20 protein-coding genes are annotated in these 24,407 nt (G+C 62.9%); 11 read left to right on the plus strand and 9 right to left on the minus strand.

Features of this window, described 5'->3' with window-relative positions:
* Positions 1-38: 38 nt before the first annotated feature.
* Both PC358_RS22905 and PC358_RS27960 read left to right on the plus strand, forming a co-directional pair.
* Positions 39-947 carry a LysR family transcriptional regulator gene (locus tag PC358_RS22905; RefSeq protein WP_033702749.1) on the plus strand — a complete coding sequence of 303 codons (909 nt, stop codon included), beginning with the start codon at positions 39-41 and terminating at the stop codon, positions 945-947.
* 68 nt (positions 948-1,015) lie between these two features.
* The gene (locus PC358_RS27960; RefSeq protein ID WP_167334470.1) at positions 1,016-1,189 is read left to right on the plus strand and encodes a hypothetical protein; all 174 of its coding nucleotides are present in this window, start codon (positions 1,016-1,018) and stop codon (positions 1,187-1,189) included.
* 19 nt (positions 1,190-1,208) lie between these two features.
* Here PC358_RS27960 and PC358_RS22910 read toward each other — a convergent pair whose 3' ends face one another.
* The gene (locus PC358_RS22910; protein ID WP_033702750.1) at positions 1,209-2,078 is read right to left on the minus strand and encodes an isocitrate lyase/PEP mutase family protein; all 870 of its coding nucleotides are present in this window, start codon (positions 2,076-2,078) and stop codon (positions 1,209-1,211) included.
* Between the two features lie 347 nt (positions 2,079-2,425).
* Between PC358_RS22910 and PC358_RS22915 the strand changes: the two genes are divergently transcribed.
* Positions 2,426-3,877, plus strand: a complete 1,452-nt coding sequence (locus PC358_RS22915; protein ID WP_033702751.1) for an MDR family MFS transporter — start codon at positions 2,426-2,428, stop codon at positions 3,875-3,877.
* Between the two features lie 83 nt (positions 3,878-3,960).
* On the opposite strand, the gene ttgR is transcribed toward PC358_RS22915, so the two are convergent.
* Complete coding sequence (gene ttgR, locus PC358_RS22920; protein WP_033702752.1) at positions 3,961-4,593, minus strand: efflux transport transcriptional regulator TtgR; 633 nt, start codon at positions 4,591-4,593, stop codon at positions 3,961-3,963.
* A gap of 255 nt (positions 4,594-4,848) precedes the next feature.
* On the opposite strand from ttgR, the gene ttgA reads away from it, so the two are divergent.
* The 6 genes from ttgA to PC358_RS22950 all read left to right on the plus strand — a co-directional run bounded on the left by ttgA (position 4,849) and on the right by PC358_RS22950 (position 13,771).
* Positions 4,849-6,003 carry a toluene efflux RND transporter periplasmic adaptor subunit TtgA gene (gene ttgA, locus PC358_RS22925; protein WP_033702753.1) on the plus strand — a complete coding sequence of 385 codons (1,155 nt, stop codon included), beginning with the start codon at positions 4,849-4,851 and terminating at the stop codon, positions 6,001-6,003.
* Positions 6,004-6,006: 3 nt separating this feature from the next.
* Positions 6,007-9,159: a multidrug efflux RND transporter permease subunit TtgB gene (gene ttgB / locus PC358_RS22930; RefSeq protein WP_033702754.1), complete on the plus strand. Its 3,153-nt coding sequence runs from the start codon at positions 6,007-6,009 to the stop codon at positions 9,157-9,159.
* On the plus strand, positions 9,156-10,610 hold the full coding sequence (locus PC358_RS22935; protein WP_033702755.1) for an AdeC/AdeK/OprM family multidrug efflux complex outer membrane factor: 1,455 nt from the start codon (positions 9,156-9,158) through the stop codon (positions 10,608-10,610). Before ttgB ends, PC358_RS22935 begins: the two co-directional genes overlap by 4 nt.
* 256 nt (positions 10,611-10,866) lie before the next feature.
* Positions 10,867-12,120: an OprD family porin gene (locus PC358_RS22940; RefSeq protein ID WP_033702756.1), complete on the plus strand. Its 1,254-nt coding sequence runs from the start codon at positions 10,867-10,869 to the stop codon at positions 12,118-12,120.
* Positions 12,121-12,259: 139 nt separating this feature from the next.
* A complete protein-coding gene (locus tag PC358_RS22945; RefSeq protein WP_033702757.1) occupies positions 12,260-13,183 on the plus strand; it encodes a LysR family transcriptional regulator in 924 nt (307 codons plus the stop codon).
* Between the two features lie 75 nt (positions 13,184-13,258).
* Complete coding sequence (locus PC358_RS22950) at positions 13,259-13,771, plus strand: Mpo1 family 2-hydroxy fatty acid dioxygenase (protein WP_033702758.1); 513 nt, start codon at positions 13,259-13,261, stop codon at positions 13,769-13,771.
* Between the two features lie 125 nt (positions 13,772-13,896).
* On the opposite strand, the gene pcaC is transcribed toward PC358_RS22950, so the two are convergent.
* The 7 genes from pcaC to pcaR all read right to left on the minus strand — a co-directional run bounded on the left by pcaC (position 13,897) and on the right by pcaR (position 21,873).
* Positions 13,897-14,289, minus strand: coding sequence for a 4-carboxymuconolactone decarboxylase (pcaC, locus tag PC358_RS22955; RefSeq protein ID WP_033702759.1), 393 nt, complete (start codon positions 14,287-14,289; stop codon positions 13,897-13,899).
* A 10-nt stretch (positions 14,290-14,299) separates the two neighbouring features.
* Complete coding sequence (pcaD, locus tag PC358_RS22960; RefSeq protein WP_033702760.1) at positions 14,300-15,091, minus strand: 3-oxoadipate enol-lactonase; 792 nt, start codon at positions 15,089-15,091, stop codon at positions 14,300-14,302.
* Positions 15,092-15,102: 11 nt separating this feature from the next.
* Positions 15,103-16,467, minus strand: a complete 1,365-nt coding sequence (locus tag PC358_RS22965) for a 3-carboxy-cis,cis-muconate cycloisomerase (protein WP_033702761.1) — start codon at positions 16,465-16,467, stop codon at positions 15,103-15,105.
* 9 nt (positions 16,468-16,476) lie between these two features.
* Positions 16,477-17,766: an MFS family transporter gene (locus tag PC358_RS22970; RefSeq protein WP_033702762.1), complete on the minus strand. Its 1,290-nt coding sequence runs from the start codon at positions 17,764-17,766 to the stop codon at positions 16,477-16,479.
* Between the two features lie 218 nt (positions 17,767-17,984).
* Entirely contained in the window at positions 17,985-19,190 is a 1,206-nt protein-coding gene (gene pcaF / locus PC358_RS22975; RefSeq protein WP_177326516.1) for a 3-oxoadipyl-CoA thiolase, read from the minus strand.
* 135 nt (positions 19,191-19,325) lie between these two features.
* Complete coding sequence (gene pcaK / locus PC358_RS22980; RefSeq protein WP_033702764.1) at positions 19,326-20,672, minus strand: 4-hydroxybenzoate transporter PcaK; 1,347 nt, start codon at positions 20,670-20,672, stop codon at positions 19,326-19,328.
* A 325-nt stretch (positions 20,673-20,997) separates the two neighbouring features.
* Positions 20,998-21,873 (minus strand): pca regulon transcriptional regulator PcaR, encoded by an 876-nt coding sequence (gene pcaR, locus PC358_RS22985; RefSeq protein WP_050506164.1) that lies wholly within the window; start codon positions 21,871-21,873, stop codon positions 20,998-21,000.
* Between the two features lie 533 nt (positions 21,874-22,406).
* Here pcaR and PC358_RS22990 point away from each other — a divergent pair.
* Both PC358_RS22990 and PC358_RS22995 read left to right on the plus strand, forming a co-directional pair.
* Complete coding sequence (locus PC358_RS22990; protein ID WP_033702765.1) at positions 22,407-22,607, plus strand: hypothetical protein; 201 nt, start codon at positions 22,407-22,409, stop codon at positions 22,605-22,607.
* A 314-nt stretch (positions 22,608-22,921) separates the two neighbouring features.
* Positions 22,922-24,394 carry an inorganic phosphate transporter gene (locus PC358_RS22995; protein WP_033702766.1) on the plus strand — a complete coding sequence of 491 codons (1,473 nt, stop codon included), beginning with the start codon at positions 22,922-22,924 and terminating at the stop codon, positions 24,392-24,394.
* Positions 24,395-24,407 lie beyond the last annotated feature (13 nt).

Consider the following 24,407-nt stretch of genomic DNA (forward strand, 5'->3'; position numbering starts at 1 on the left):
ATGCTCGAACATAGTTTGTTTCTAAAATCGGGCAAATCATGGACCGTCTCAACGCCATGCGCGTTTTTGTCACTGTTGTCGACCTGGGCAGCCAGTCTGCGGCAGCGGATCACCTGCAGCTGTCGCGGCCAGTGGTTTCACGCTACCTGGCAGAACTCGAGGAGTGGGTCGGAGCGCGGCTGATGCAGCGCACCACGCGCAAGCTGAGCCTGACCGCCGCTGGCCAGGAGACACTGCCCCGCTGCCGCCAACTGCTGGAACTTGCCGGCGACCTGCAGGTTGCCGTACGCCAACCGGACGACGCGCCCCGCGGCGCGCTGCGCATCAGCGTCAGTACGTCATTCGGCCAAGCGCAACTGGTGGATGCCGTGGCCGCGTATGTTCGGCGCTATCCCGGGGTGAAGGTTGAACTGCAGATGCTCGATCGCACGGTCAACCTGGTGGATGAGCGCATCGACCTGGCCATCCGCACCAGCAACGACCTGGACCCGAACCTGATCGCCCGGCGCCTGACCGTGTGCCGCTCGGTGGTGTGCGCGGCACCGGGCTACCTGCGCGAACATGGGACGCCGCAGCGGGTTGAGGAACTGAGCGGGCACAATTGCCTGACCCATGCCTACTTCGGCCACAGCCTCTGGCATTTCGAGGTGCAGGGCCACGCCATTGCCGTCCCGGTCGAGGGCAACATCAGTGCCAATGAGGCCATGACGTTGCAAAAGGCGGCACTGGCCGGTGCGGGCATTGCCATGCTGCCAACCTACCAGGCTGCCGCTGCGCTGCGCTCGGGCGCACTGGTGCGCCTGCTGCCCGAGGCACGGCCGCGCGAGCTCAACCTGAATGCGGTGTATACCTCGCGCAAGCACATGCCGGCGACCTTGCGCAGCATGCTGGACTTTCTCGCACAGCGGTTCCGGGACGAGCCGGAATGGGACAAGCACCTGATGTAAGCCCATGGCGCCGCGAATTGGCCTACGCTTACCGGTATCACCTGGCGCGGTAACAGGAGGTGAGCACCATGGGCATCAAGACAAGAAGGTTCGCAGTGGTGATGGCGCTGTTTGCCGTTGCCGGGCTTTACGGCTCAGCCTGCTGGCGGGTCGAACTGCTCCGCGACCAACCCAGCTCGGCAGCCAATTGTCAGCACGCGCACTGCGTGCCGCAAAGCGCAACCTTGAGCGCCGTCCGTTGAGCTGACGGCGCCCTGCCGGTCACTCCTCGACGCTCATGTATTCCTTGGCCCAGCGGATGTAATCCTCGGGCTGGGTGTAGGTGTGCGAGAGTTCGGTGGCGTTGAGGTTCTCGGACCTGTTCTGCTGGCCGCGCTGCAGGCGCAGGCAGTCGTAGGTGGCCTTGATGGCAGCAAAGTACGCCGCATGGCCATCGACCACGATGCGCACGCCCAGGCGTGCCAGGCGTTCGTCATCACGCAGGTTGGGGTTGGCGTAGGTCACCAGCATCAACGGCACGGTCAGGTGCTCGGCAATCTGCTCGAGCTGCTCGAAATCCTTCACCCCCACCATGCAGATCCCGTCGGCACCGGCTTTCTGATAGCTCTGGGTGCGCACGATGATTTCTTCGGTGCTCAGCACGCCGGCGTTGGTGCGGGCGATGATCGACAGCGACGAATCGACCCGTGCTTCAAGCGCCGCGCGAATCTTGCCGACGCCTTCATCGACTGGAATCAAATCGGTGGACTTGCGCCCGAACTGGGCCGGCAGCAGCGTATCTTCGATGGTCAGTGCCGCAACGCCGGCACGCTCCAGTTCGATGACCGTGCGCATGACATTCAGCGCGTTGCCGTAGCCGTGGTCGGCATCGGCCAGCACCGGCAGTTGCGCCACACGGCCAATGCGTGTGGCCTGTTCGACGAACTCGCTGAGCGTGATCAAGGCAAAATCCGGTGCGGCCAGCACCTGCAGCGAAGCCACCGAACCACCAAGAATACCGACTTCGAAACCCAGGTCAGCGGCAATGCGCGCCGACATCGGGTCGAACACGGACGCTGTGTGGTAACAGGAACCTGAAGCGAGCAGCTCGCGGAAGGCAAAACGCAAATCTTGGTGGGAAGCCCTGGGCATGATCACTCCGCAATAACGTGAAATTGAACGGTTGCTACCAACCCCTGAATCGGGTCTACCTGACCTGTTCCAACCGTCGCCCACCGGGCGGTCATGCTCGACATGCAGGCAGAGGAATAAAAGGTATGGGATACAGCGACACGAAAACCCTGCGGCAATTAGCTGCACCAAGCTGGTGCAGGCCACGGATCACAGCCCCTGCGGTCCAGCCACGATATCACGCGGCCATGCCTCACTGGATGAATGCGCCAATGCCGATCTTGCATAGGGGATGCAGATAGTACATAGGAAGCTACCTAAGTCAGGTTACACTTCATCGGCCTCATTGCCATGCCTAAGGTAATTTCGTGACTGCCGCCCTGCCCCCGACCGTCTTGCGCAACGTGCTCACCGCTCTGATGCTGGCCATCTTCCTCGGCGCGTTGGACCAGACCATTGTCGCCGTCTCGCTGCCGGCCATTTCCGCACAATTCAACGATGTCGGCCTGCTGGCCTGGGTGATCTCCGGGTACATGGTAGCGATGACGGTGGCGGTGCCGATCTACGGCAAACTGGGTGACCTGTATGGCCGGCGGCGGATGATCCTTACCGGCATCACGCTGTTCACCCTGGCGTCGATTGCCTGCGCCCTCGCCCAGGACATGCAGCAACTGGTGCTGGCCCGTGTGCTGCAAGGGGTCGGTGCTGGGGGCATGGTGTCGGTCAGCCAGGCGATCATCGGCGACTTCGTGCCACCGCGCGAACGTGGCCGTTACCAGGGCTATTTCAGCAGCATGTACGCAGTGGCCAGCGTCGCCGGGCCGGTGCTCGGCGGCTGGCTGACCGAGTACCTGTCCTGGCGCTGGGTGTTCTGGATCAACCTGCCACTGGGAATGGTCGCGTTGTGGGCGATCCATCGGGCACTGCGCGACATGCCGGTCAAGCGCCGCGAGGCCCAGGTCGATTACCTCGGCGCCGTGTTGCTGATTGTTGGCCTGGGTAGCCTGCTGCTGGGCATTACCCTGGTCGGCCAGGGCCACGCCTGGGCAGCGCCATCCGTACTGGCGCTGTTCGCCTGCGCGGTGCTTGGCCTGGCGCTTTTCATTGGCCATGAACGGCGCTGCCCGGAGCCGCTGCTGCCCCTCGACCTGTTCGGCAACCGCGTCGCCGTGCTGTGCTGGGGGGTGATATTTTTCGCCAGTTTCCAGTCGATTTCCCTGACCATGCTCATGCCCTTGCGCTACCAGGGCATCACCGGTGCAGGTGCCGACAGCGCGGCATTGCACCTGCTGCCACTGGCCATGGGCCTGCCGATGGGGGCCTTCACCGGCGGCCGCATGACCAGCCTCACCGGGCGCTACAAACCGCAGATACTCACCGGCGCGCTGCTGATGCCGGTGGCCATCTTCGCCATGGCCATGACACCGCCGCAGTCGTCGCTGCTCAGCGCCGTGTTCATGTTGCTGACCGGCATTGCCTGCGGGCTGCAGTTTCCGACGTCGCTGGTGGGCACGCAAAGCGCGGTGGCCAGCAAGGACATTGGCGTGGCCACCAGCACCACCAACCTGTTCCGCTCGCTTGGGGGGGCCATGGGGGTGGCGTGCATGTCCAGCCTGCTGCTGGCGTTGCTGCACCAGGGTGGGTTCGAGCTGCTGGGCAACCCCTTGCTGGGCAGCCTGAAGGCAGGCGAGGCCGACCCACTGACCCAGGCAAGGTTACTGGAGACGTTCAAGCATTTGTTGATGGGCAGTGGTGTGGTTGCACTGCTGGGGTTGGTGGCGGCGCTGGCGTTGCCGGACCGGCAATTGCGCGGGCACTAATAAAGCAGGGCCGCAAGCGACCCCGCCTTTAATGCCCCGTTAATACAATGGGGCAACACTCCCTCACAATCCTTAACAAAGTGTCATTTGCGCAGCGCTGGGCTCAAGCGCAGCATATCCAGCCCGGTGTCGACCCATTTTTCGACATCACGCAGCAGGTCGAAACTGTCCGGCAGCAATAACCAGCGCCCGATCAGGCCATCGACATAGGCAAACATGGCCACCGCCGCGCGCTCGACATCCAGCTCGACAGGCAACTGGCCCCGGCGCGCGGCATTGGCAAGCGCCAGGGCAATGCCCTTGTGGCAATCCAGCACCGTGCTCTGGCGCTGCTGGCGAATTTCACACATGTCATCGGTGAACTCGCACTTGTGATGCAGAATTTCATTGATACGCCGGGTTCGGGCATCGAGCACCAGCTCGTTGAACACTTGCAGCAGCAGCTTGCGCATGCAACCCAGCGGGTCCAGTTCGTCCTCGCTTTCACTCGCGCGTGCAAGGTGGTCATGGGCTTCATGCAGGCTGTCGAGCAACGCCTGCACCAGTTCGGCCTTGTTGTTGAAGTGCCAGTAGATCGCACCTCGGGTGACGCCCGCCAGTTCGGCGATGTCGGCCAAGGTGGTTCGCGCAACCCCGCGCTTGTAGAAGGCCTTCTCCGCCGCCTCGATGATCTGGGCGCGGGTTTCCTGGGCTTCTTCTTTGGTTCTACGGACCATGGCAGTACAACCTCATCTGGGCCCGAGCGCACGGCGCGCTCGGGGAAACCGCCGGGGTCGCCTCTGCAGGGCGTCTCCCGAATGGGCTAATCAAGGGCTGCGGCAGTCACCAAGTACTGCGCAGCGGTATTTACAAACAACCATGAATGTAGGTATATTCCTTAGCAAGCTATTTATCCACCGGATAGCATTTTTCTGAATCAGACTCTTCCATTACTCTTGAGCGTCTCCTGCTCCAGCGCCCCGAGGATCCTCATGCAATTCAAGCCAGCCGTTACCGCTCTGGTTTCCGCCGTCGCCCTGGCAACTCTGCTCAGTGGCTGCAAGAAAGAAGAAGCAGCGCCTGCCGCGCAGGCTCCTCAGGTCGGCGTCGTGACCATTCAGCCGCAAGCCTTCACCCTGACCTCGGAATTGCCGGGGCGCACCAGTGCCTACCGGGTTGCCGAAGTGCGACCACAGGTCAATGGCATCATTCTCAAGCGTCTCTTCAAGGAAGGCAGCGACGTCAAGGAAGGCCAGCAGCTGTACCAGATCGACCCTGCCGTCTACGAGGCCAACCTGGCCAATGCCCAGGCCAACCTGCAGGCCACCCGCTCGCTGGCCGAGCGCTACAAGCAGCTGATCGATGAACAGGCTGTGTCCAAGCAGGAATACGACGACGCCAATGCCAAACGATTGCAGGCAGAGGCTGCACTTAAGAGTGCCCAGATCGACCTGCGCTACACCAAAGTCCTGGCACCGATCAGCGGCCGTATCGGCCGTTCCGCGTTTACCGAAGGCGCGCTGGTGAGCAATGGTCAGACCAACGCCATGGCCACCATCCAGCAACTCGACCCGGTCTACGTCGACGTCACCCAGTCCACCGCCGAGCTGCTCAAGCTGCGCCGTGACCTGGAAAGCGGCCAGTTGCAAAAGGCCGGCGAAAACGCCGCCTCGGTGCAACTGGTGCTCGAAGACGGCAGCCTGTTCAAGCAGCAAGGCCGCCTGGAGTTCTCCGAAGTCTCGGTCGACGAGACCACAGGCTCGGTGACCCTGCGTGCGATCTTCCCGAACCCAGACCACACCCTGCTGCCAGGCATGTTCGTGCATGCCCGCCTGCGCGCCGGGGTCAACGCCAACGCCATCCTGGCCCCACAGCAGGGCGTGACCCGCGACCTCAAGGGCGCGCCGACCGCACTGGTAGTCAACCAGGAAAACAAGGTCGAACTGCGCCAGCTCAAGGCCAGCCGTACCCTGGGCAGTGACTGGCTGATCGAGGAAGGCCTGAACCCGGGCGATCGCCTGATCACCGAAGGGCTGCAATACGTGCGTCCGGGCGTCGAGGTCAAGGTCAGCGAAGCCACCAACGTCAACAAGCCGGCCAGCCCTGATCAGGCCAACGCGGCGAAAGCAGACGCCAAAGCGGAGTAAACCATGTCGAAGTTCTTTATCGATCGCCCGATCTTCGCCTGGGTGATCGCCTTGGTGATCATGCTGGTCGGGGCCCTGTCGATCCTGAAGTTGCCGATCAACCAGTACCCAAGCATCGCGCCACCGGCCATCGCCATCGCCGTGACCTACCCGGGCGCCTCGGCGCAGACGGTGCAGGACACCGTGGTGCAGGTCATCGAGCAGCAGCTCAACGGTATCGACAACCTGCGTTATGTGTCTTCGGAAAGTAACTCCGACGGCAGCATGACCATCACCGCTACCTTCGAGCAAGGCACCAACGCCGACACCGCGCAGGTTCAGGTTCAGAACAAGCTGAACCTGGCCACCCCGCTGTTGCCGCAGGAAGTGCAGCAACAGGGTATCCGTGTCACCAAGGCAGTGAAAAACTTCCTGTTGGTGATCGGCCTGGTGTCCGAAGATGGCAGCATGACCAAGGACGACTTGGCCAACTACATCGTCTCGAACATGCAGGACCCGGTTTCGCGGACCGCCGGCGTGGGTGACTTCCAGGTGTTCGGTGCCCAGTACGCCATGCGTATCTGGCTCGATCCGGCCAAGCTGAACAAGTTCCAGCTGACCCCGGTCGACGTGAAGACTGCGGTCGCTGCGCAGAACGTGCAGGTATCGTCCGGCCAGCTCGGCGGCTTGCCTGCCCTGCCGGGTACCCAGCTGAACGCCACCATCATCGGCAAGACCCGTCTGCAGACCGCCGAGCAGTTCGAAAAGATCCTGCTCAAGGTCAACAACGACGGTTCCCAGGTACGCCTGGGTGATGTCGCCGAGGTTGGCCTGGGCGGCGAGAACTACGCGGTCAGTGCCCAGTTCAACGGCAAACCGGCTTCGGGCCTGGCGGTCAAGCTGGCCACCGGCGCCAACGCCCTGGACACTGCCAAGGCGCTGCGCCAGACCATCAGCGACCTCGAGCCGTTCTTCCCGCCGGGCGTGAAGGCCGTGTTCCCGTACGACACCACGCCAGTGGTCACCGAATCGATCAGTGGGGTGATCCACACCCTGATCGAAGCCGTGGTCCTGGTGTTCCTGGTGATGTACCTGTTCCTGCAGAACTTCCGCGCTACCATCATCACCACCATGACCGTACCGGTGGTGTTGCTGGGTACCTTCGGCATCCTTGCCGCTGCGGGCTTCAGCATCAACACCCTGACCATGTTCGCCATGGTCCTGGCCATCGGCTTGCTGGTGGACGACGCCATCGTCGTGGTGGAGAACGTCGAGCGGGTGATGTCCGAGGAGGGCTTGCCACCCAAGGAAGCCACCAAGCGTTCCATGGAGCAGATCCAGGGTGCCCTGGTGGGTATCGCCCTGGTGCTGTCGGCGGTACTGCTGCCCATGGCCTTCTTCGGCGGTTCCACTGGGGTGATCTACCGCCAGTTCTCCATCACCATCGTCTCGGCCATGGGCCTGTCGGTGCTGGTGGCGCTGGTCTTTACCCCGGCACTGTGCGCAACCATGCTCAAGCCGCTGAAGAAGGGCGAGCACCACACAGCCAAAGGTGGTTTCTTCGGCTGGTTCAACCGCAACTTCGACCGCAGCGTAAACGGCTACGAGCGCAGCGTGGGCACCATCCTGCGCAACAAGGTGCCCTTCCTGCTGGGCTATGCACTGATCGTGGTTGGCATGATCTGGCTGTTCACCCGCATCCCGACGGCGTTCCTGCCTGAAGAAGACCAAGGCGTGTTGTTTGCCCAGGTGCAGACCCCGGCAGGCTCCAGTGCTGAACGCACCCAGGTGGTGGTCGACCAGATGCGTGAATACCTGCTCAAGGACGAAGCCGATACCGTTTCGTCGGTGTTCACCGTCAACGGCTTCAACTTTGCCGGCCGCGGCCAAAGCTCGGGCATGGCGTTCATCATGCTCAAGCCGTGGGGCGAGCGCTCCCAGGAGAACAGTGTGTTCGCCCTGGCCCAGCGTGCGCAGCAGCACTTCTTCACCTTCCGCGATGCGATGGTGTTCGCATTCGCCCCGCCTGCGGTACTCGAACTGGGTAACGCCACCGGCTTCGACGTGTTCCTCCAGGACCGCGGCGGCGTCGGCCATGCAAAACTCATGGAAGCACGCAACCAGTTCCTGGCCAAGGCTGCACAGAGCAAGATACTCAGTGCCGTGCGCCCTAACGGCCTGAACGATGAACCGCAGTACCAGCTGACCATTGATGACGAACGTGCCAGCGCCCTGGGCGTGACCATCGCCGACATCAACAACACCCTGTCGATTGCCTTGGGTGCCAGCTACGTCAACGACTTCATCGACCGTGGCCGGGTCAAGAAGGTGTACATCCAGGGTGAACCCAATGCCCGGATGAGCCCGGAAGACCTGCAGAAGTGGTACGTACGCAACGGTAAGGGCGAGATGGTGCCGTTCTCTTCCTTCGCCAAGGGCGAATGGACCTACGGCTCGCCGAAGCTGTCCCGTTACAACGGCGTCGAGGCGATGGAAATCCTTGGTGCGCCAGCGCCGGGCTACAGTACCGGTGAGGCCATGGCTGAAGTGGAACGCATCGCTGGCGAGCTGCCGGACGGTATCGGCTTCTCCTGGACGGGCATGTCCTATGAGGAAAAACTCTCCGGCTCGCAGATGCCGGCACTGTTCGCCCTCTCGATTCTGTTCGTGTTCCTGTGCCTGGCAGCGTTGTACGAAAGCTGGTCGATCCCGATCGCGGTCGTGCTGGTGGTACCGCTGGGTATCATCGGTGCCCTGATCGCCGCCAGCCTGCGCGGTTTGTCCAACGACGTGTACTTCCTGGTCGGCCTGTTGACCACCATCGGCCTGGCGGCGAAGAACGCGATCCTGATCGTCGAGTTCGCCAAAGAGCTGCACGAGCAGGGCCGCAGCCTGTACGACGCTGCGATCGAGGCGTGCCGCATGCGTCTGCGCCCGATCATCATGACCTCGCTGGCGTTCATCCTCGGCGTGGTACCGTTGACCATCGCCAGCGGCGCAGGCGCCGGCAGCCAGCATGCGATCGGCACCGGCGTGATCGGCGGCATGATCAGTGCGACCGTGCTGGCAATCTTCTGGGTACCGCTATTCTTCGTCGCAGTGTCGTCGATGTTCGGCAGCAAAGAGCCGAAAAAAGACGACACCCCTGAAACTCCACGTTATGAGGCTGGGCAATGACCAAGTCTTTGTTGTCCCTGGCGGTAACCGCTTTCATTCTTGGCGGTTGCTCGCTGATCCCTGATTACCAGACCCCGGAAGCGCCGGTGGCAGCGCAGTGGCCGCAAGGCCCTGCGTATTCGCCGACCCAATCGGCAGACGTTGCTGCCGCCGAACAGGGCTGGCGCCAGTTCTTCCACGACCCGGCGCTGCAGCAGCTGATTCAGACCTCGCTGGTGAACAACCGCGACCTGCGTGTCGCGGCGCTGAACATCGACGCCTACCGCGCGCAGTACCGCATCCAGCGGGCCGACCTGTTCCCGGCGGTTTCGGCCACTGGCAGCGGCAGCCGCCAGCGGGTACCGGCAGACATGTCGCAGACCGGCCAAGCCGGTATCACCAGCCAGTACTCGGCCACTCTCGGCGTCAGTGCCTATGAGCTGGACCTTTTCGGCCGTGTGCGCAGCCTTAGCGAGCAAGCGCTGGAAACCTACCTGTCCAGTGAACAGGCACGGCGCTCCACGCAGATCGCCCTGGTGGCCAGCGTGGCCAACGCCTACTACACCTGGCAGGCGGATCAGGCGTTGTTCAAGCTGACCGAAGACACCCTGAAGACCTACCAGGAAAGCTACAACCTGACCCGTCGCAGCAATGAAGTCGGTGTCGCCTCGGCGCTCGACCTCAGCCAGGCACGCACCGCCGTGGAAGGCGCGCGGGTCAAGTACTCGCAGTACCAGCGCCTGGTTGCCCAGGACCTCAACAGCCTGACTGTGCTGCTGGGTACCGGCGTACCGGCCAACCTGCCCCAGCCGCTGGAGCTGAACGCCGACCAGCTGGCCGAAGTACCGGCCGGCCTGCCGTCGGACATCCTTCAGCGTCGCCCGGACATCCAGGAAGCCGAGCACCTGCTCAAGGCCGCCAACGCCAACATCGGCGCGGCCCGTGCAGCGTTCTTCCCGAGCATCAGCCTGACCGCCAACGCCGGCACCTTGAGTACCGACATGGACGGCCTGTTCAAAGGCGGTTCGGGCACCTGGTTGTTCCAGCCGCAGATCAACCTGCCGATCTTCAACGCCGGCAGCCTGAAGGCCAGCCTGGACTACTCGAAGATCCAGAAGGACATCAACGTCGCCAAGTACGAGAAGACCATCCAGACCGCCTTCCAGGAAGTCTCCGATGGCCTGGCGGCGCGCAAGACCTTCGAAGAGCAGTTGCAGGCCCAGCGTGACCTGGTGCAGGCCAACCAGGACTACTACCGCCTGGCCGAGCGTCGCTACCGTATCGGTATCGACAGCAACCTGACCTTCCTCGACGCCCAACGTAACCTGTTCAGCGCCCAGCAGGCACTGATCGGTGATCGCCTGTCGCAGCTGACCAGCGAGGTCAACCTGTACAAGGCGCTCGGCGGCGGCTGGTACGAGCAGACCGGGCAGGCCAATCAGCAGGCTTCGGTGGCAACACCGAAAGGCTGAATGCCCTGGTAGCAACATCAAGCCCACCCTCGCGGTGGGCTTTTTGTTGTCGCTTGCCTGGGCAGGCAAACAATTAACCACCTGGAACATTCCGTTCGATTATCGCCCCATACCGTCTGCGACGAATTGCCTCGCCCCTTCCCTTCCCCGCACCATCCGCTCACGCAACGTTGCCCACGTTCATCAAAGACCCGCACCTGCAGGCCGCATCCTGCAGCGCAACGGCTCGCCCATAAAAACAAGAGATCCACGACAGATGAGCACTTCGCATACCGCACGCCAGCTGCTGCCCGGCCTGTTGGCCATGTCCTGCACCCTCCCCGCGTTTGCTGCGGACGGCGGCTTCATGGAAGACGCCAAGGCCACCCTCAACCTGCGCAACTTCTACATCAACCGCAACTTCGTCGACCCAGCCCACCCCCAGAGCAAGGCCGAGGAATGGACCCAGAGCTTCATCCTCGATGCCCGCTCCGGCTTCACCCAGGGCACCGTGGGTTTCGGCGTGGATGTGTTGGGCATGTACTCGGTCAAGCTCGATGGCGGCAGAGGCACCACCAACACCCACCTGTTGCCGGTGCACGATGACGGCCGTCCCGCAGACGATTTCGGCCGCCTGGGCGTGGCCCTGAAAGCCAAGCTCTCGCAGACCGAACTGAAGGTCGGCGAATGGATGCCAGTGCTGCCGATCCTGCGTTCGGACGATGGCCGCTCGCTGCCACAGACCTTCCGCGGCGGCCAGCTCACCTCCAAGGAAATCGACGGCCTGACCCTGTACGCCGGCCAGTTCCGCGGCAACAGCCCACGCAACGACGCCAGCATGGAAGACATGTCGCTCAATGGCCGTGCAGCCTTCACCTCGGACCGCTTCAACTTCGGCGGCGGTGAATACACCTTCAACGACAAGCGCACGATGATTGGGCTGTGGGATGCCCAACTCAAGGACATCTACCGCCAGCAGTACCTCAACCTGGTACACAGCCAGCCACTGGGCGACTGGACCCTGGGCGCCAACCTCGGCTACTTCATCGGCAAGGAAGACGGCGCCGAGCGCGCTGGGGAACTGGATAACCGCACCGCCTCGGCACTGCTTTCGGCACGCTACCAAGGCCATACCTTCTACGTCGGCCTGCAAAAGGTCAGTGGCGATGACGCCTGGCTGCGGGTCAACGGCACCAGCGGCGGCACCTTGGCCAACGACAGCTACAACGCCAGCTTCGACAATGCCAAGGAGCGTTCCTGGCAGGTGCGCCATGACTTCAACTTCGCCACCGTCGGGGTACCGGGGCTGACCTTGATGAACCGCTATATCAAGGGTGACAACGTGACGGCGGGTGGCGTCGACGATGGCAAGGAATGGGCACGGGAGACCGAGTTGGCCTACGTGGTGCAGTCGGGGTCGTTCAAGGACCTGTCGGTGAAATGGCGCAACTCCACCATGCGCCGGGATTTCAGCACCAATGCGTTCGATGAGAACCGACTGATTGTGAGTTACCCGTTGAATCTGCTGTGATCTGGCCACCCTCGTCGCAGTCAAACCCGTGACGAGGGTTTAAATAACAAAAAAGAATAACTAACGAAATAAACCATCTTTGACGACATATGCGGTAACCGCTTAAATCGACGTCTGTTCCCCGCCCTAGAGCCTCACCATGGACCTTCGTCAACTGCGCTATTTCATTGCACTCACCGAGTACCGCAGTTTCGTCCGCGCCGCCGAGGCCATGGGCATCACCCAGCCTGCCTTCAGCCGCGCCATCCAGGGCCTGGAACAAACCTTCGGCTGCCCCTTGGTCGACCGTGCCAGCAAAGCGCTGCCGCCCACCCCTGAAGGCTTGGTGGTACTGCAGCACGCCCGCCGCCTGGTACAAGGTGCCGCGCAACTGAGCAACGAAGTGCTGCAGATGACCAAGCTCGATGCCGGAGAGTTGCACTTTGGCAGCGGCCCGGCCCTGGCCGTGCGCCTGGTCCCCGAAGCCTTGCGCCACTTCATCGACAGCCACCCGGGGATCCGCACCGCGTTGCTGGTGGACAATGCCGAACGCCTTGGCCAGGCACTGCGCCGTGAGCAGATCGAGTTTTTCGTCGACGACATCCGCCCCTTCGAGGCCGACCCCAACTTCCATACCGAGCCACTGTCGCCACGGCCCGGCCTGTTTTTCTGCCGCCCCGGCCACCCCTTGCTGGCCAAGGACAGCCTGTCGACCAACGACCTGTTCACCTACCCGCTGGCCAGCGCCCTGCTTGCACCTGGCGTACGCAAGCGCCTGGCCAACCTGAGCGGGCGCAGCGACTTCACCCCACACCTGCAGACCGAGCACCTGGCGGTGTTGCGCAGCGTGGTGCAGGCCAGTGATGCAATCGGCACCGCCAGCGAGGAAGCCGTTGCCGAAGACCTGGCCGCCGGGCGCCTGGTGCGCCTGCACTGGCGCAACCTGCCGCCGGCACTGGAAGTGCTCAGCGTGCGCTGTGGCGTGGTCAGCCGCAGCGGCTATCGCTTGTCGCCGGCGGCGCGGGCCATGATCGAGACGCTGGTGGGGCTGGATGCGCCCCTGCGCAGTGCCGCCATTCGCTGAAATGATGAAGATGGTGCGTGCGGGCTATCCTGAGCTATATGGGGGCCTGTACCGGCAAACCAGGGAGGCACAACAATGAAAAACCTCGTCGAACACCTGAGCCAATACGCCAACTACCACCGCGACCCACGCAACATCGCTACTCATTTCGTCGGCATCCCACTGATCGTGCTGGCCGTGACCATCCTGCTGTCGCGCCCAGGCTGGGACGTTGCCGGTATCTGGCTATCCCCTGCCCTGCTCGCGGCGGCGGTTTCGGTGTGGTTCTACCTGCGCCTGGACCTGCGCTTCGGGCTGGTCATGGGGCTGCTGCTGGGTCTGTGCCTGTGGCTTGGCCAGGTACTGGCGGTACAAAGCACCGGGCTGTGGCTCGGTGCGGGGCTGGGGGCGTTCGTGGTGGGCTGGATCATCCAGTTCGTCGGCCACTATTACGAAGGCCGCAAGCCGGCGTTCGTCGACGATATCAGCGGGCTGATCATCGGGCCCCTGTTCGTGGTGGCGGAAGCGGCATTCATGCTGGGGTTGTGCCCAGCGCTCAAGCAAGCCGTAGAGGCCAATGCCGGCCCAGTGGCCCTGCGGTCGTCGTAGGAGCGGCCTTGCGTCGCGAAAGGGCTGCGCAGCGGCCCCTCGATTTCAGCGTCGCCGCACATATCCGGGGCCGCTGCGCGCCCCTTTCGCGACGCAAGGCCGCTCCTACCAAGAGCCCGTGAGGCTTAAGAGCGTGACTCGACGCCCAGCTCATCCCACACCGATTCCGCCAGGTGGAAGGTGGCATTGGCCGCCGGGATGCCGCAGTAGATCGCGCTCTGCATCAGCACTTCCTTGATCTCGTCACGGGTCACGCCGTTGTTGGCAGCGGCCCGCAGGTGCAGCTTGAGCTCGTCGTTGCGGTTCATGCCGATCAGCATGGCGATGGTGATCAGGCTGCGGGTGTGACGCGGCAGGCCGGGGCGAGTCCAGATATCACCCCAGGCATGGCGGGGGATCATCTCCTGGAACTCGCCATTGAAGTCGTTGAGCTTCTCCAGGCTGCGGTCCACGTGCGCATCGCCAAGCACCGCGCGGCGCACCTGCATGCCTGCGTCGTAGCGTTGTTTCTCATCCATGGCGTTATCCTCAGTGAGCCAGCAGGAAGTCGAGCACTCGGCGGCTGAAGCGCTCGCCAATCTCGACGTTGGACAGGTGCGCAGCCGGGAAGTCGACATAGTCGGCGCCCTGGATGGCAGCCTGCATGAAGCGGCCATGCTCAGGGGTGGTCACCACGTCTTCGGTACCGGCAACGATCAAGGTCGGCACCTGGATACGCTGCACGTGCTCGCGGTAGTCGGCGTCGCGCACCGCAGCGCAGTTGGCTGCATAGCCCTCAGGCGTGGTCTGCGCCAGCATCTGGCAGATACGCTGGGCCTGCTCGGGCTGCGTCTGGGCGAAGCCTGGGGTAAACCAGCGCGCAATGGAGGCATCGCGCAGGGCAACCATGGCCTGCTGGCCGCCCTTGAGCACGGTGTCGATGCGCGGGTTCCAGACCTCGTCACTGCCGATCTTGGCCGCGGTGTTGCACAGGGTAAGGCTGTGCAGGCGCTCGCCTGCGTTGATCCCCAGCCACTGGCCGATCAGGCCGCCCATCGACAGCCCGACGAAGTGCGCTTTCTGGATGTCCAGGCCATCGAGCAGGGCAAGCACATCGCGGCCCAATTGCTCGATGCTGTAAGGGCCTGCGGTGACCAGCGAGGCGCCATGGCCGCGGGTGTCATAACGCAACACGCGCAAGTGCTCGCTCCACAGCGGAATCTGCGTGTCCCACATACCCAGATCGGTACCCAAGGAATTGGACAACACCAGCACCGGAGCATCCGCCGGGCCATCGATTTGATAGTTCAGTACGCCATCGGCCAGTTGCAAATGCGCCACAGCAGTCTCCTTCAGGCAGTGAAACGTTGATGTTCAGCCACGGCGCGCGCCACCCAGACGCGGGCCTGGCCGAGGTAATGGGCAGGGTCGAGCAAACGATCGAGTTCTTCCGCCGACAGTTCGGCGCTGACGTGCGGCTCGTCACCAAGCACCGCGCGCAGGTGGCGCTGCTCGGCGACGGCACGCTGGCAGCACTGCTCGAGCAGATGGTGGGCGCGGTCACGGCCCAGGCGCTGGGCCAGGACGATGCTGACGGCTTCGGCCAGCACCAGGCCCTGGGTCAGGTCGAGGTTGCGGCGCATGCGCTCGGCGTCCACCTGCATGCCTTCGGCGATCACCTGGGCCTGGCGCAGGGCGCCGGACACCAGGCAGCAGATATCCGGCAGGGTTTCCCATTCGGCATGCCACAGGCCGAGGCTGCGTTCATGTTCTTGAGGCATGGCGGCAAACAGCGTCGACACCAGGCCAGGCACACGGGTGGCGGCACCGATCAGCACGGCGGCGCCCACCGGGTTGCGCTTGTGCGGCATGGTTGACGAGCCACCTTTGCCCGGCGCGGAAGGCTCGAACACCTCGCCCGTCTCGGTCTGCATCAGCAGGCTGATATCGCGGCCGAATTTGCCCAGGCTGCCGGCGATCAGGCCCAATACCGAGGCAAATTCCACCAGGCGGTCGCGCTGGGTGTGCCAAGGCTGCTCAGGCAAGTGCAGCTTGAGCTGCTCGGCCAAGCCCTCGGCTACCGGCATGGCCTTGCTGCCCAATGCCGCCAGGCTGCCCGAAGCACCGCCAAACTGCAGGCACAGCAGGCGCGGGCGCAGCTCCTGCAGGCGTTGGCGATGGCGGGTCAGCGCGCCCAGCACACTGGCCAGCTTCATGCCCAGGGTGACCGGCGTGGCGTGCTGCAGCCAGGTGCGCCCCACCAGGGGCGTATCGGCATGCTGCAAGGCCTGGCGCGACAAGGTCTCGGCCAGTTGGCCAAGGTCCGCTTCGATGAGGTCGAGGGCATCGCGCAGTTGCAGTACCAGCCCGGTGTCCATGGCGTCCTGGCTGGTGGCGCCCAGGTGCACATAGCGCTCGGCCTCGGGTACGCCGCTGGCGATCACCTTGCCCAGCGCCTTCACCAGTGGGATGGCCGAGTTGCCAGCGCTGGCGATGGCATCAGCCAGGGCGCGGGTGTCGTAGCGCTCGGCCTTGCAGGCGGCCTCGATGGCCGCCACCGCGCTGTGCGGCACCAGCCCGGCGGCCGCTTCGGCGCGGGCCAGGGCAGCCTCGAAATCGAGCATGCCCTGCAGGCGGCCGCGGTCGGAGAAGATCTCGCGCATGGCCGGCGCGGTGAAGTAGGCATCGAACAGCTGGTTGTCCGCACGGTACGTCATTGCAGGTCCTTAATCGTCATGGTGCAGGTACGCGGCCTGCTTCGGCAGGCGCAGGCTGAACAGGAAGGCTATCGCCATCATGCCCGTCACGTACCAGTAAAAGGTGTTTTCCATGCCCAGCGTCTTCAGGCCCAGCGCCACGTATTCGGCTGACCCCCCGAACATCGCGTTGGCCACTGCATAGGCCAGGCCGACACCCAGCGCGCGCACCTGCGGCGGGAACATCTCCGCTTTTACCAGGCCGCTGATCGAGGTGTAGAAACTGACGATACACAAGGCCAGGCTGATCAGCACGAAGGCCAGGAACGGGCTGGTCACGGTCTTCAGCGCCATCAGCAGGGGCACGGTGAACAGCGTGCCCAAGGCGCCAAACAGCAGCATGGAATTACGCCGGCCAATCCGGTCGGACAACATGCCGAAGAACGGCTGCAGGATCATGAACAGGAACAGCGCGCCGGTCATCACGTAGCTGGCGTTCTTGGCGTTCATGCCGGCCGTATTGACCAGGTACTTCTGCATGTAGGTGGTGAAAGTGTAGAAAATCAGCGACCCGCCCGCGGTGTAACCCAGCACGGTGATGAACGCTGCGGTGTGGTTGCGGAACAGCCCGCTGATCGAACCGGCATCTTTGTCATTGCGGGTTTCGGCATTGCTGGTTTCGTGCAGCGAGCGGCGCAGCATCAGCGAGATCAGTGCGGCCACGGCGCCGACCACGAACGGAATGCGCCAGCCCCAGGCACGCAACTCGTCCTCTGTCAGCAGTTGCTGCAGGATCACCACCACCAGCACGGCCAGCAACTGGCCGCCGATCAAGGTCACGTACTGGAACGAGGCGAAGAAGCCGCGCTGGCCGCGCAGCGCCACTTCGCTCATGTAAGTGGCGGTGGTGCCGTACTCGCCACCCACCGAAAGGCCCTGGATCAGGCGGGCGAGCAACAGCAGCGCGGGTGCCCAGGTACCAATGCTGGCGTAGGTGGGCAGGCAGGCGATCATCAAGGACCCGGCGCACATCATCAGCACCGAGATCATCAGCGAGTTCTTGCGGCCATGGCGGTCGGCCAGGCGGCCGAAGATCCAGCCACCGATGGGGCGCATCAGGAAGCCCGCGGCAAACACGCCGGCGGTGTTGAGCAACTGTACGGTGGGGTCGTCGGAGGGGAAGAAGGCCGGGGCGAAGTAGATCGCGCAGAAGGCGTAGACGTAGAAGTCGAACCATTCCACCAGGTTGCCCGAAGAGGCACCGACGATAGCGAAGATGCGCTTGCTGCGCTCTTCGCCGGTGTAATAGGTTGAGGTCATGGTGGTTTTACTCCTGGAGGGTCCTAGGTAAGTCTAGACATACCTAGTAACACACTCGTTCCGCTCGCAGGCTGGCAATTGGCCTTGTGTCTTACAGTACCGGCCTCTTCGCGGGGCAAATCGAATCGCTGCACCGCCGCTCCCACAGAGAATGCGTGGTCCGCCGTGGGGGCAGCGGTGCGGCGATCCGACTTGCCCCACGAAGAGGCCGGTAGTGGTCAAACTCGTTCGATAGCCAGCGCCAAACCTTGGCCCACGCCCACGCACATGGTGGCCAGGCCTTTACGTCCGCCACTCTTCTCCAACTGATGCAGCGCCGTCAGCACCAAACGCGCACCGCTCATGCCCAGCGGGTGGCCTAGGGCAATCGCGCCGCCATTAGGGTTCACCTGCGGCGCATCGTCCGCCACACCCAGCTCGCGCAGCACCGCCAGGCCCTGGCTGGCAAACGCCTCGTTGAGCTCGATCACATCGAAATCAGCCACCGCCACGCCCAGGCGCTCGGTCAGCTTGCGCACCGCCGGTACCGGGCCGATGCCCATCACCCGTGGCGCCACACCGGCGCTGGCCATGCCCAGTACCCGGGCGCGTGGGGTCAGGCCATGTTTTTTTACCGCCTCGGCCGAGGCCAGAATCAACGCCGCCGCGCCATCGTTGACGCCCGACGCGTTGCCAGCGGTGACCGTCTTGTCCGGGCCATTGACCGGTTTGAGCTTGGTCAAGGCTTCAAGGGTTGTTTCCGGGCGCAGGTGCTCGTCGCGCTCGACCACGGTCTCGCCCTTCTTGTGGGCAATGCGCACCGGCACGATCTCTTCGGCAAAGAACCCAGCTGCCTGGGCCGCTGCGGCCTTCTGCTGGCTGCGCACGGCAAAGGCATCCTGGTCAGCGCGGGAGACCTGGTAATCGTCGGCAACGTTGTCGGCAGTTTCCGGCATCGAGTCCACGCCATACTGGCTTTTCATCAACGGGTTGATGAAGCGCCAGCCAATGGTGGTGTCCTCAAGCTTCATGTTGCGCGAGTAACCGCTCTCGGCCTTGCCCATGACAAAAGGCGCACGCGACATCGACTCGACACCACCGGCGATGGCCAGCTCCATTTCGCCACTGGCGATGGCGCGGAACGCCGTGCCGATGGCATCCATGCCCGATGCGCACAGGCGGTTGAGGGTCACGCCTGGGATGCTCTCGGGCAGGCCTGCCAACAGCAGCGCCATGCGCGCCACGTTGCGGTTATCTTCGCCAGCCTGGTTGGCGCAACCGAAGAACACTTCGTCGACTTGGTCCCACTGCACCGACGGGTTGCGCTCGATCAGCGCCTTCAGCGGCACAGCCGCCAGGTCATCGGCGCGCACGCCGGCCAGGGCGCCGCCGAAGCGCCCGATCGGGGTGCGGATGGCATCACAGATAAATACGTCACGCATGATTTTGGAGACTCCTGGTCAGGGTGCATCAGTGAGTTCAGATTAAGGAGGCTGGCAGGTCGGTGACAATCCGATAATCGACTATCCGTGCGATTATCGAACTATTTGTCACCCTGACCCTCCACTTTCCAGCGCTGCTCAGGTCGCGTCCGCGTGGCTGACCATCCCTTTCACAATCACCCCCACCGTTGCCAATGCAGCCGGCACCAGCAATGCCGTCAGCACCTGCTCGAAGTTCCAGCCCAGGCCCAGCAGCGTCGCCCCACTCCAGGCGCCGAGAATTGCGCCAAAGCGGCCGATGCCCAGCATCCACGAGACGCCCGTGGCACGCCCTTGGGTTGGGTAAAAGCGTGCTGCCAACGACGGCATCGCCGACTGGGCGCCGTTGACGCACATGCCTGCGATCAGCACCAAGGTGGCGAGCAAGGTGATGTTGCCCAGGCTCTGCCCAACGGCGTAGGCGAATACCCCGGCCAGCAGGTAGAAAATGCCGATGACCTTGTGCGGGTTGAAGCGGTCCATGGCCCAGCCCACGCCCACCGCACTCAGCACGCCACCGAACTGGAACAACGCGCCGATGAAGGCCGCCTCTTCCATGCTGGCACCACTGTCACGCATCAGCGTCGGCAGCCAGCTGGTCAGCAGGTAGACAATCACCAAGCCCATGAAATAGGTCAGCCACAACAGCATGGTGCCCAGCCCGTAGGTACCGGAGAAGATCACCGCAAACACGCTGCGCGCAGCCACCGCCTTCTGCTCCGGCACGCTGAAGCTGGCCGCCTGGGCCACCACCTGCGGCGCAATCGGCGCGAGGGTCTTGCGCACCTTGTCCGTGCCGCGGTTACGCACCACCAGGAACCGCGCCGACTCCGGCAGCCAGACCATCAGCACCACCGCCAGCAGCAGCGGCAGCACGCCACCGATCACCAGCAGGCTGTGCCAACCGTAGGCCGGGATCATCTTCGCGGAAATGAAGCCACCACCAGCCATGCCCAGGTTGAAACCACAGAACATGCTGGTCACCAGCAGCGACTTGAGGCGCTCAGGGGTGTACTCGGAAAGCAGCGTGGTGGCATTGGGCATACCCGCGCCCAGCCCGAGCCCGGTCAAGAAGCGCAGGATCAGCAACTGATCGACATTGGTCGCGTAGGCTGAGGCCAGGCTGAAGCCGCCGAACACCAGCACCGCGCCAACCAGCACGCCCTTGCGCCCGAAACGGTCGGCCAGCGGCCCAGAGCCCAAGGCACCGAACACCATGCCGATCAACGCGGCACTCATGACCGGGCCGAGGCTGGCGCGGTCGATACCCCACTCCTGCGACAGGGCCGGGGCGATGAAGCCCATGGCGGCCGTATCCAGGCCATCGAGGAAGACAATCAGAAAGCACAGCAACACCACCCGCCATTGATAGCGGGACAGCGGCTGATCGTTGATGAACGACTGAACGTCGAGGCAACTGCCGACGTTGGTGTGTGGTTGGTTCATTGTTGTTATCCAGAATTAGGGCACAGCCATGCCACTGCACTCAGGGCGCAAGTACAGGGTTGGGTAATAGGATGATGGTGGCCTGCTTCAGCCTGGATACAACAGTACTGCGTGCGGGTGCGGCCGCAGCAGCGATGGGACAGCAGTCATGGTGTGTGCCTCTCGAGTTTTTCTTGTTCGGTCGGCACAGCCGACCGTTGCGAGAGACATTAATCAGCAGACGGGGCGGACGCAATTCGCTGGGAGCGACATTGTGCGTTTATCGAACAGGAAACGGCGGGCGTGTTCGATAATGGGGCATGCAGGGGGTTGCCCCCTGCGCGCGTCAACCAAACAACTGGTGGCAAAGATCCCGACTGGCCGCCAACAGGATCGGCAAGAAGCGCTGTTCCAGCTCGCTACGCGTTACCCGCCCGACATGGGTACTGACATTCAATGCTGCCAGCACCTGCCCCGACGCGTCATAGATCGGCACGGCAATGGAGCGTAGCCCTTGTTCCAGCTCCTGGTCCACTACGCACCAGCCCTGGGCACGCACTTGCTGGATGCAGGCAAACAACGATTCGGCATCATTCAAAGTGCGGCTGGTGCGCGCCTTGAGATCAGCCCGGTCCAGGTACTCGCGCAGGCTGGTGTCATCCATCGCCGCCAGCAGGATACGCCCCATCGACGTGCAATACGCCGGTAATCGCCCGCCTACCGACAGGTCGACCGAGATCAGCCGCTCCACGGTTGCCGAGCGGGCTATATAAAGGATGTCGTCGCCTTCAAGAGTGGCCATGTTGGCCGCCTCGTGCAGTTGGTCACTGATGCGGTCCAGGTACGGCTGGGCGGAAATCGCCAAGGGCGTCGACGAAAGGTACGCATGGCCCAATGTCAGCACCTTGGGCAACAGCGAATAGGTGCGCCCGTCGGTCGTCGCATACCCCAGCTTGATCAGCGTGTGCAGGCAGCGGCGTACCGCCGCACGAGGAATCTCGGTGCGGTGGCTGATCTGGGCGATGGTCAGGTGGCGCTTGCGCTCCTGGAACGCCTGAATCACCGCCAGCCCCCGGGCGAGCGAGGTCATGAAGTCCGGGTCGCCGGTAAACGCCTGAATACGCTTGGCCGGCGATGCCACGATCGGCGGCGCCAGTGCGGGGGCGGCAGGGCGTGCCGACTCTGGGTTGGCAGATTCGTTGGCCGGTGTTTCGTCGCTCATCGCTCACCTCAAAAAAATCGCTGGTTCGTGCGATTATCGAACGAACGGCCGATAATCGCAATTGACCGCTGACACTTTTGCTTATACCTTTCTCCTGCCACTTGTGGCTTCTTTGGAGAGACTGGTCAGGTACCCACCGTAGAAGTCCCAGGCAACGGCCTCGCCCTGTGCGAGGCCGTTTTTACTTCCCCTCCTCGCGTGTGCGTGGCAACGAACTTTTGCCCTTGCCGCCCTTCAAAGTTATACGCACGTCGTAAGACATTGCCGAATGAAACCGACAACTTCGACCGGCATTGTCAGGCCCGCATAAATACCCCTGTTCGAAGAAGGGTCGGTTGCTATAATCAATTTGGTTGAATGCCCGATGCTGGGGTAATGGAACACACCGCTGTAATCAGCACTTCGCTTCAACCCATGTGTGTGCAGGCCCTGTATGGCATCCCCGCAGCTTTCCATGTGCCGTCTTTGTATGCACAGGGGTACGCTGTACAGCAAACAACAACAGTCTTAACTCAACTTACTCAGGTACTACTGTGACGAAAGATGAACTGCGCGCAGAGCTCGAGCGCCAGGCTGAACGTTACAAGGATGTTTACGGTGGTGAAGTCACCACGTACGCCGCTCAACCGGACCCGGAGCGCAAACCGTGGCGCAAGCGTGCCAGCGTGCGCGACCAGGCGTTCAACCAGGAACTGGAAAAAATGGAAAAGGACCTGCGCAGCGACAAGCCCTGAGCGCCAGGTTCACGCCATCCGCGTCGTCGCCCGGCAAGCCCGGGCGCGGTCGATCTTTACCCAGAGGTCGTAGATGAAATGGAATTACACAAATTTCATACGACCGTTTGAATGAATGCCACGTCGTACGTTTTCCAGATATTTGCCGATTTTAGTGATATTTCTCGTTTTTTATCGGACAGTTCTTTGCCAGATAGCGCGGTATTGCGCTTGCTGGTCGCACCTGGATACCTGCCATCGGTCTGTCGCAGGTGCATCGATTGCCAAGGTTTTCTGGCATAATCGCGCCCCCCTATGACCGCCAGACAACCTTCATGATCGATTTATTCAGCGGACTGGATGCCTGGGTGTTGGTGAGCCTGCTGCTCGCCTTGACCTTCGTACTCGCCTTCGAGTTCATCAATGGCTTTCATGACACCGCCAACGCGGTAGCTACCGTCATCTATACCAAAGCCATGCCGCCGCACCTCGCCGTGTTCTTCTCCGGCGTGTTCAACTTCCTTGGCGTTCTGCTCGGTGGTGTCGGGGTGGCCTATGCCATCGTTCACCTGTTGCCGGTAGAGCTGCTGATCAATGTGAACACCGGACACGGCCTGGCCATGGTCTTCTCGCTGCTGGCTGCGGCCATCACCTGGAACCTGGGCACCTGGTACTTCGGTATCCCTGCGTCCAGCTCGCACACCCTGATCGGCTCGATCCTCGGTGTTGGCCTGGCCAATGCCCTGATCAACGACATCCCGCTGGGCGATGGCGTCAACTGGCAGAAGGCGATCGACATCGCCATGTCGCTGGTGGTCTCGCCAATGGCCGGCTTTGCCGTCGCGGCGCTGGTGCTGCTCGGCCTGAAATGGTGGCGCCCGCTGTCGAAGATGCACAAGACGCCCGAACAGCGTCGCAAGCTCGACGACAAGAAGCACCCTCCCTTCTGGAACCGCCTGGTACTGGTGATTTCGGCCATGGGCGTGAGCTTCGTGCACGGCTCCAACGATGGTCAGAAAGGTATCGGCCTGATCATGCTGGTGCTGATCGGTATCGTACCGGCCAAGTTTGTACTCGACCTGAACAGCACCACTTATCAGATCGAGCGCACCCGCGACGCCACCTTGCACATGAGCCAGTTCTACGAGCGCAACGCCGCCACCCTGGGTGAGTTCCTGGCACTGGGCAAGGCCAAGTCGACCGACCTGCCAGAGCAGTTCAGCTGCAACCCGCAGCAGACCGAGCCGACCATCGCGGCCCTGCAGGCTTCGCTCAAGGGTGTGACCGACTACCACACCCTGGAAGCCGACAAGCGCGTTGAAGTGCGCCGCTACCTGCTCTGCCTGGATGACACAGCGAAAAAGGTCGGCAAGCTGCCAGGCCTGGATGCCCGTGAAAAGGCCGACCTGGAGAAGCTGCGCAAAGACCTCACCGCCACCACTGAATATGCACCGTTCTGGGTGATCGTGGCCGTTGCCCTGGCTCTGGGCCTGGGCACCATGGTCGGCTGGAAGCGCGTGGTACTGACGGTTGGCGAGAAAATCGGCAAGCAGGGCATGACCTATGCCCAGGGCATGTCGGCGCAGATCACCGCAGCCTGCGCCATCGGCATGGCCAACGTGTTCAGCCTGCCGGTATCGACCACCCATGTGTTGTCATCCGGCGTCGCCGGCACCATGGTCGCCAACAAGAGCGGCCTGCAAGGCGGCACCGTGAAGACCATCCTGCTGGCCTGGGTACTGACCCTGCCAGCCTCGATGGGCTTGGCAGCTGGCCTGTTCTGGCTGGCGTCCAAGGCGATCGGCTGAGCGGTACCGCTGT

The sequence above is a fragment of the Pseudomonas capeferrum genome (assembly GCF_000731675.1).
GTDB lineage: Bacteria > Pseudomonadota > Gammaproteobacteria > Pseudomonadales > Pseudomonadaceae > Aquipseudomonas > Aquipseudomonas capeferrum.

Coding starts and splice junctions, on each gene's coding strand:
- PC358_RS22950 (WP_033702758.1), top strand. CDS start 13,259: ATGAAAAACCTCGTCGAACACCTGAGCCAATACGCCAACTACCACCGC.
- ttgR (WP_033702752.1), bottom strand. CDS start 4,593: ATGGTCCGTAGAACCAAAGAAGAAGCCCAGGAAACCCGCGCCCAGATC.
- PC358_RS22940 (WP_033702756.1), top strand. CDS start 10,867: ATGAGCACTTCGCATACCGCACGCCAGCTGCTGCCCGGCCTGTTGGCC.
- PC358_RS22935 (WP_033702755.1), top strand. CDS start 9,156: ATGACCAAGTCTTTGTTGTCCCTGGCGGTAACCGCTTTCATTCTTGGC.
- PC358_RS22995 (WP_033702766.1), top strand. CDS start 22,922: ATGATCGATTTATTCAGCGGACTGGATGCCTGGGTGTTGGTGAGCCTG.
- PC358_RS22905 (WP_033702749.1), top strand. CDS start 39: ATGGACCGTCTCAACGCCATGCGCGTTTTTGTCACTGTTGTCGACCTG.
- PC358_RS22910 (WP_033702750.1), bottom strand. CDS start 2,078: ATGCCCAGGGCTTCCCACCAAGATTTGCGTTTTGCCTTCCGCGAGCTG.
- ttgA (WP_033702753.1), top strand. CDS start 4,849: ATGCAATTCAAGCCAGCCGTTACCGCTCTGGTTTCCGCCGTCGCCCTG.
- PC358_RS22945 (WP_033702757.1), top strand. CDS start 12,260: ATGGACCTTCGTCAACTGCGCTATTTCATTGCACTCACCGAGTACCGC.
- pcaK (WP_033702764.1), bottom strand. CDS start 20,672: ATGAACCAACCACACACCAACGTCGGCAGTTGCCTCGACGTTCAGTCG.
- PC358_RS22965 (WP_033702761.1), bottom strand. CDS start 16,467: ATGACGTACCGTGCGGACAACCAGCTGTTCGATGCCTACTTCACCGCG.
- pcaC (WP_033702759.1), bottom strand. CDS start 14,289: ATGGATGAGAAACAACGCTACGACGCAGGCATGCAGGTGCGCCGCGCG.
- pcaR (WP_050506164.1), bottom strand. CDS start 21,873: ATGAGCGACGAAACACCGGCCAACGAATCTGCCAACCCAGAGTCGGCA.
- PC358_RS27960 (WP_167334470.1), top strand. CDS start 1,016: ATGGGCATCAAGACAAGAAGGTTCGCAGTGGTGATGGCGCTGTTTGCC.
- PC358_RS22970 (WP_033702762.1), bottom strand. CDS start 17,766: ATGACCTCAACCTATTACACCGGCGAAGAGCGCAGCAAGCGCATCTTC.
- ttgB (WP_033702754.1), top strand. CDS start 6,007: ATGTCGAAGTTCTTTATCGATCGCCCGATCTTCGCCTGGGTGATCGCC.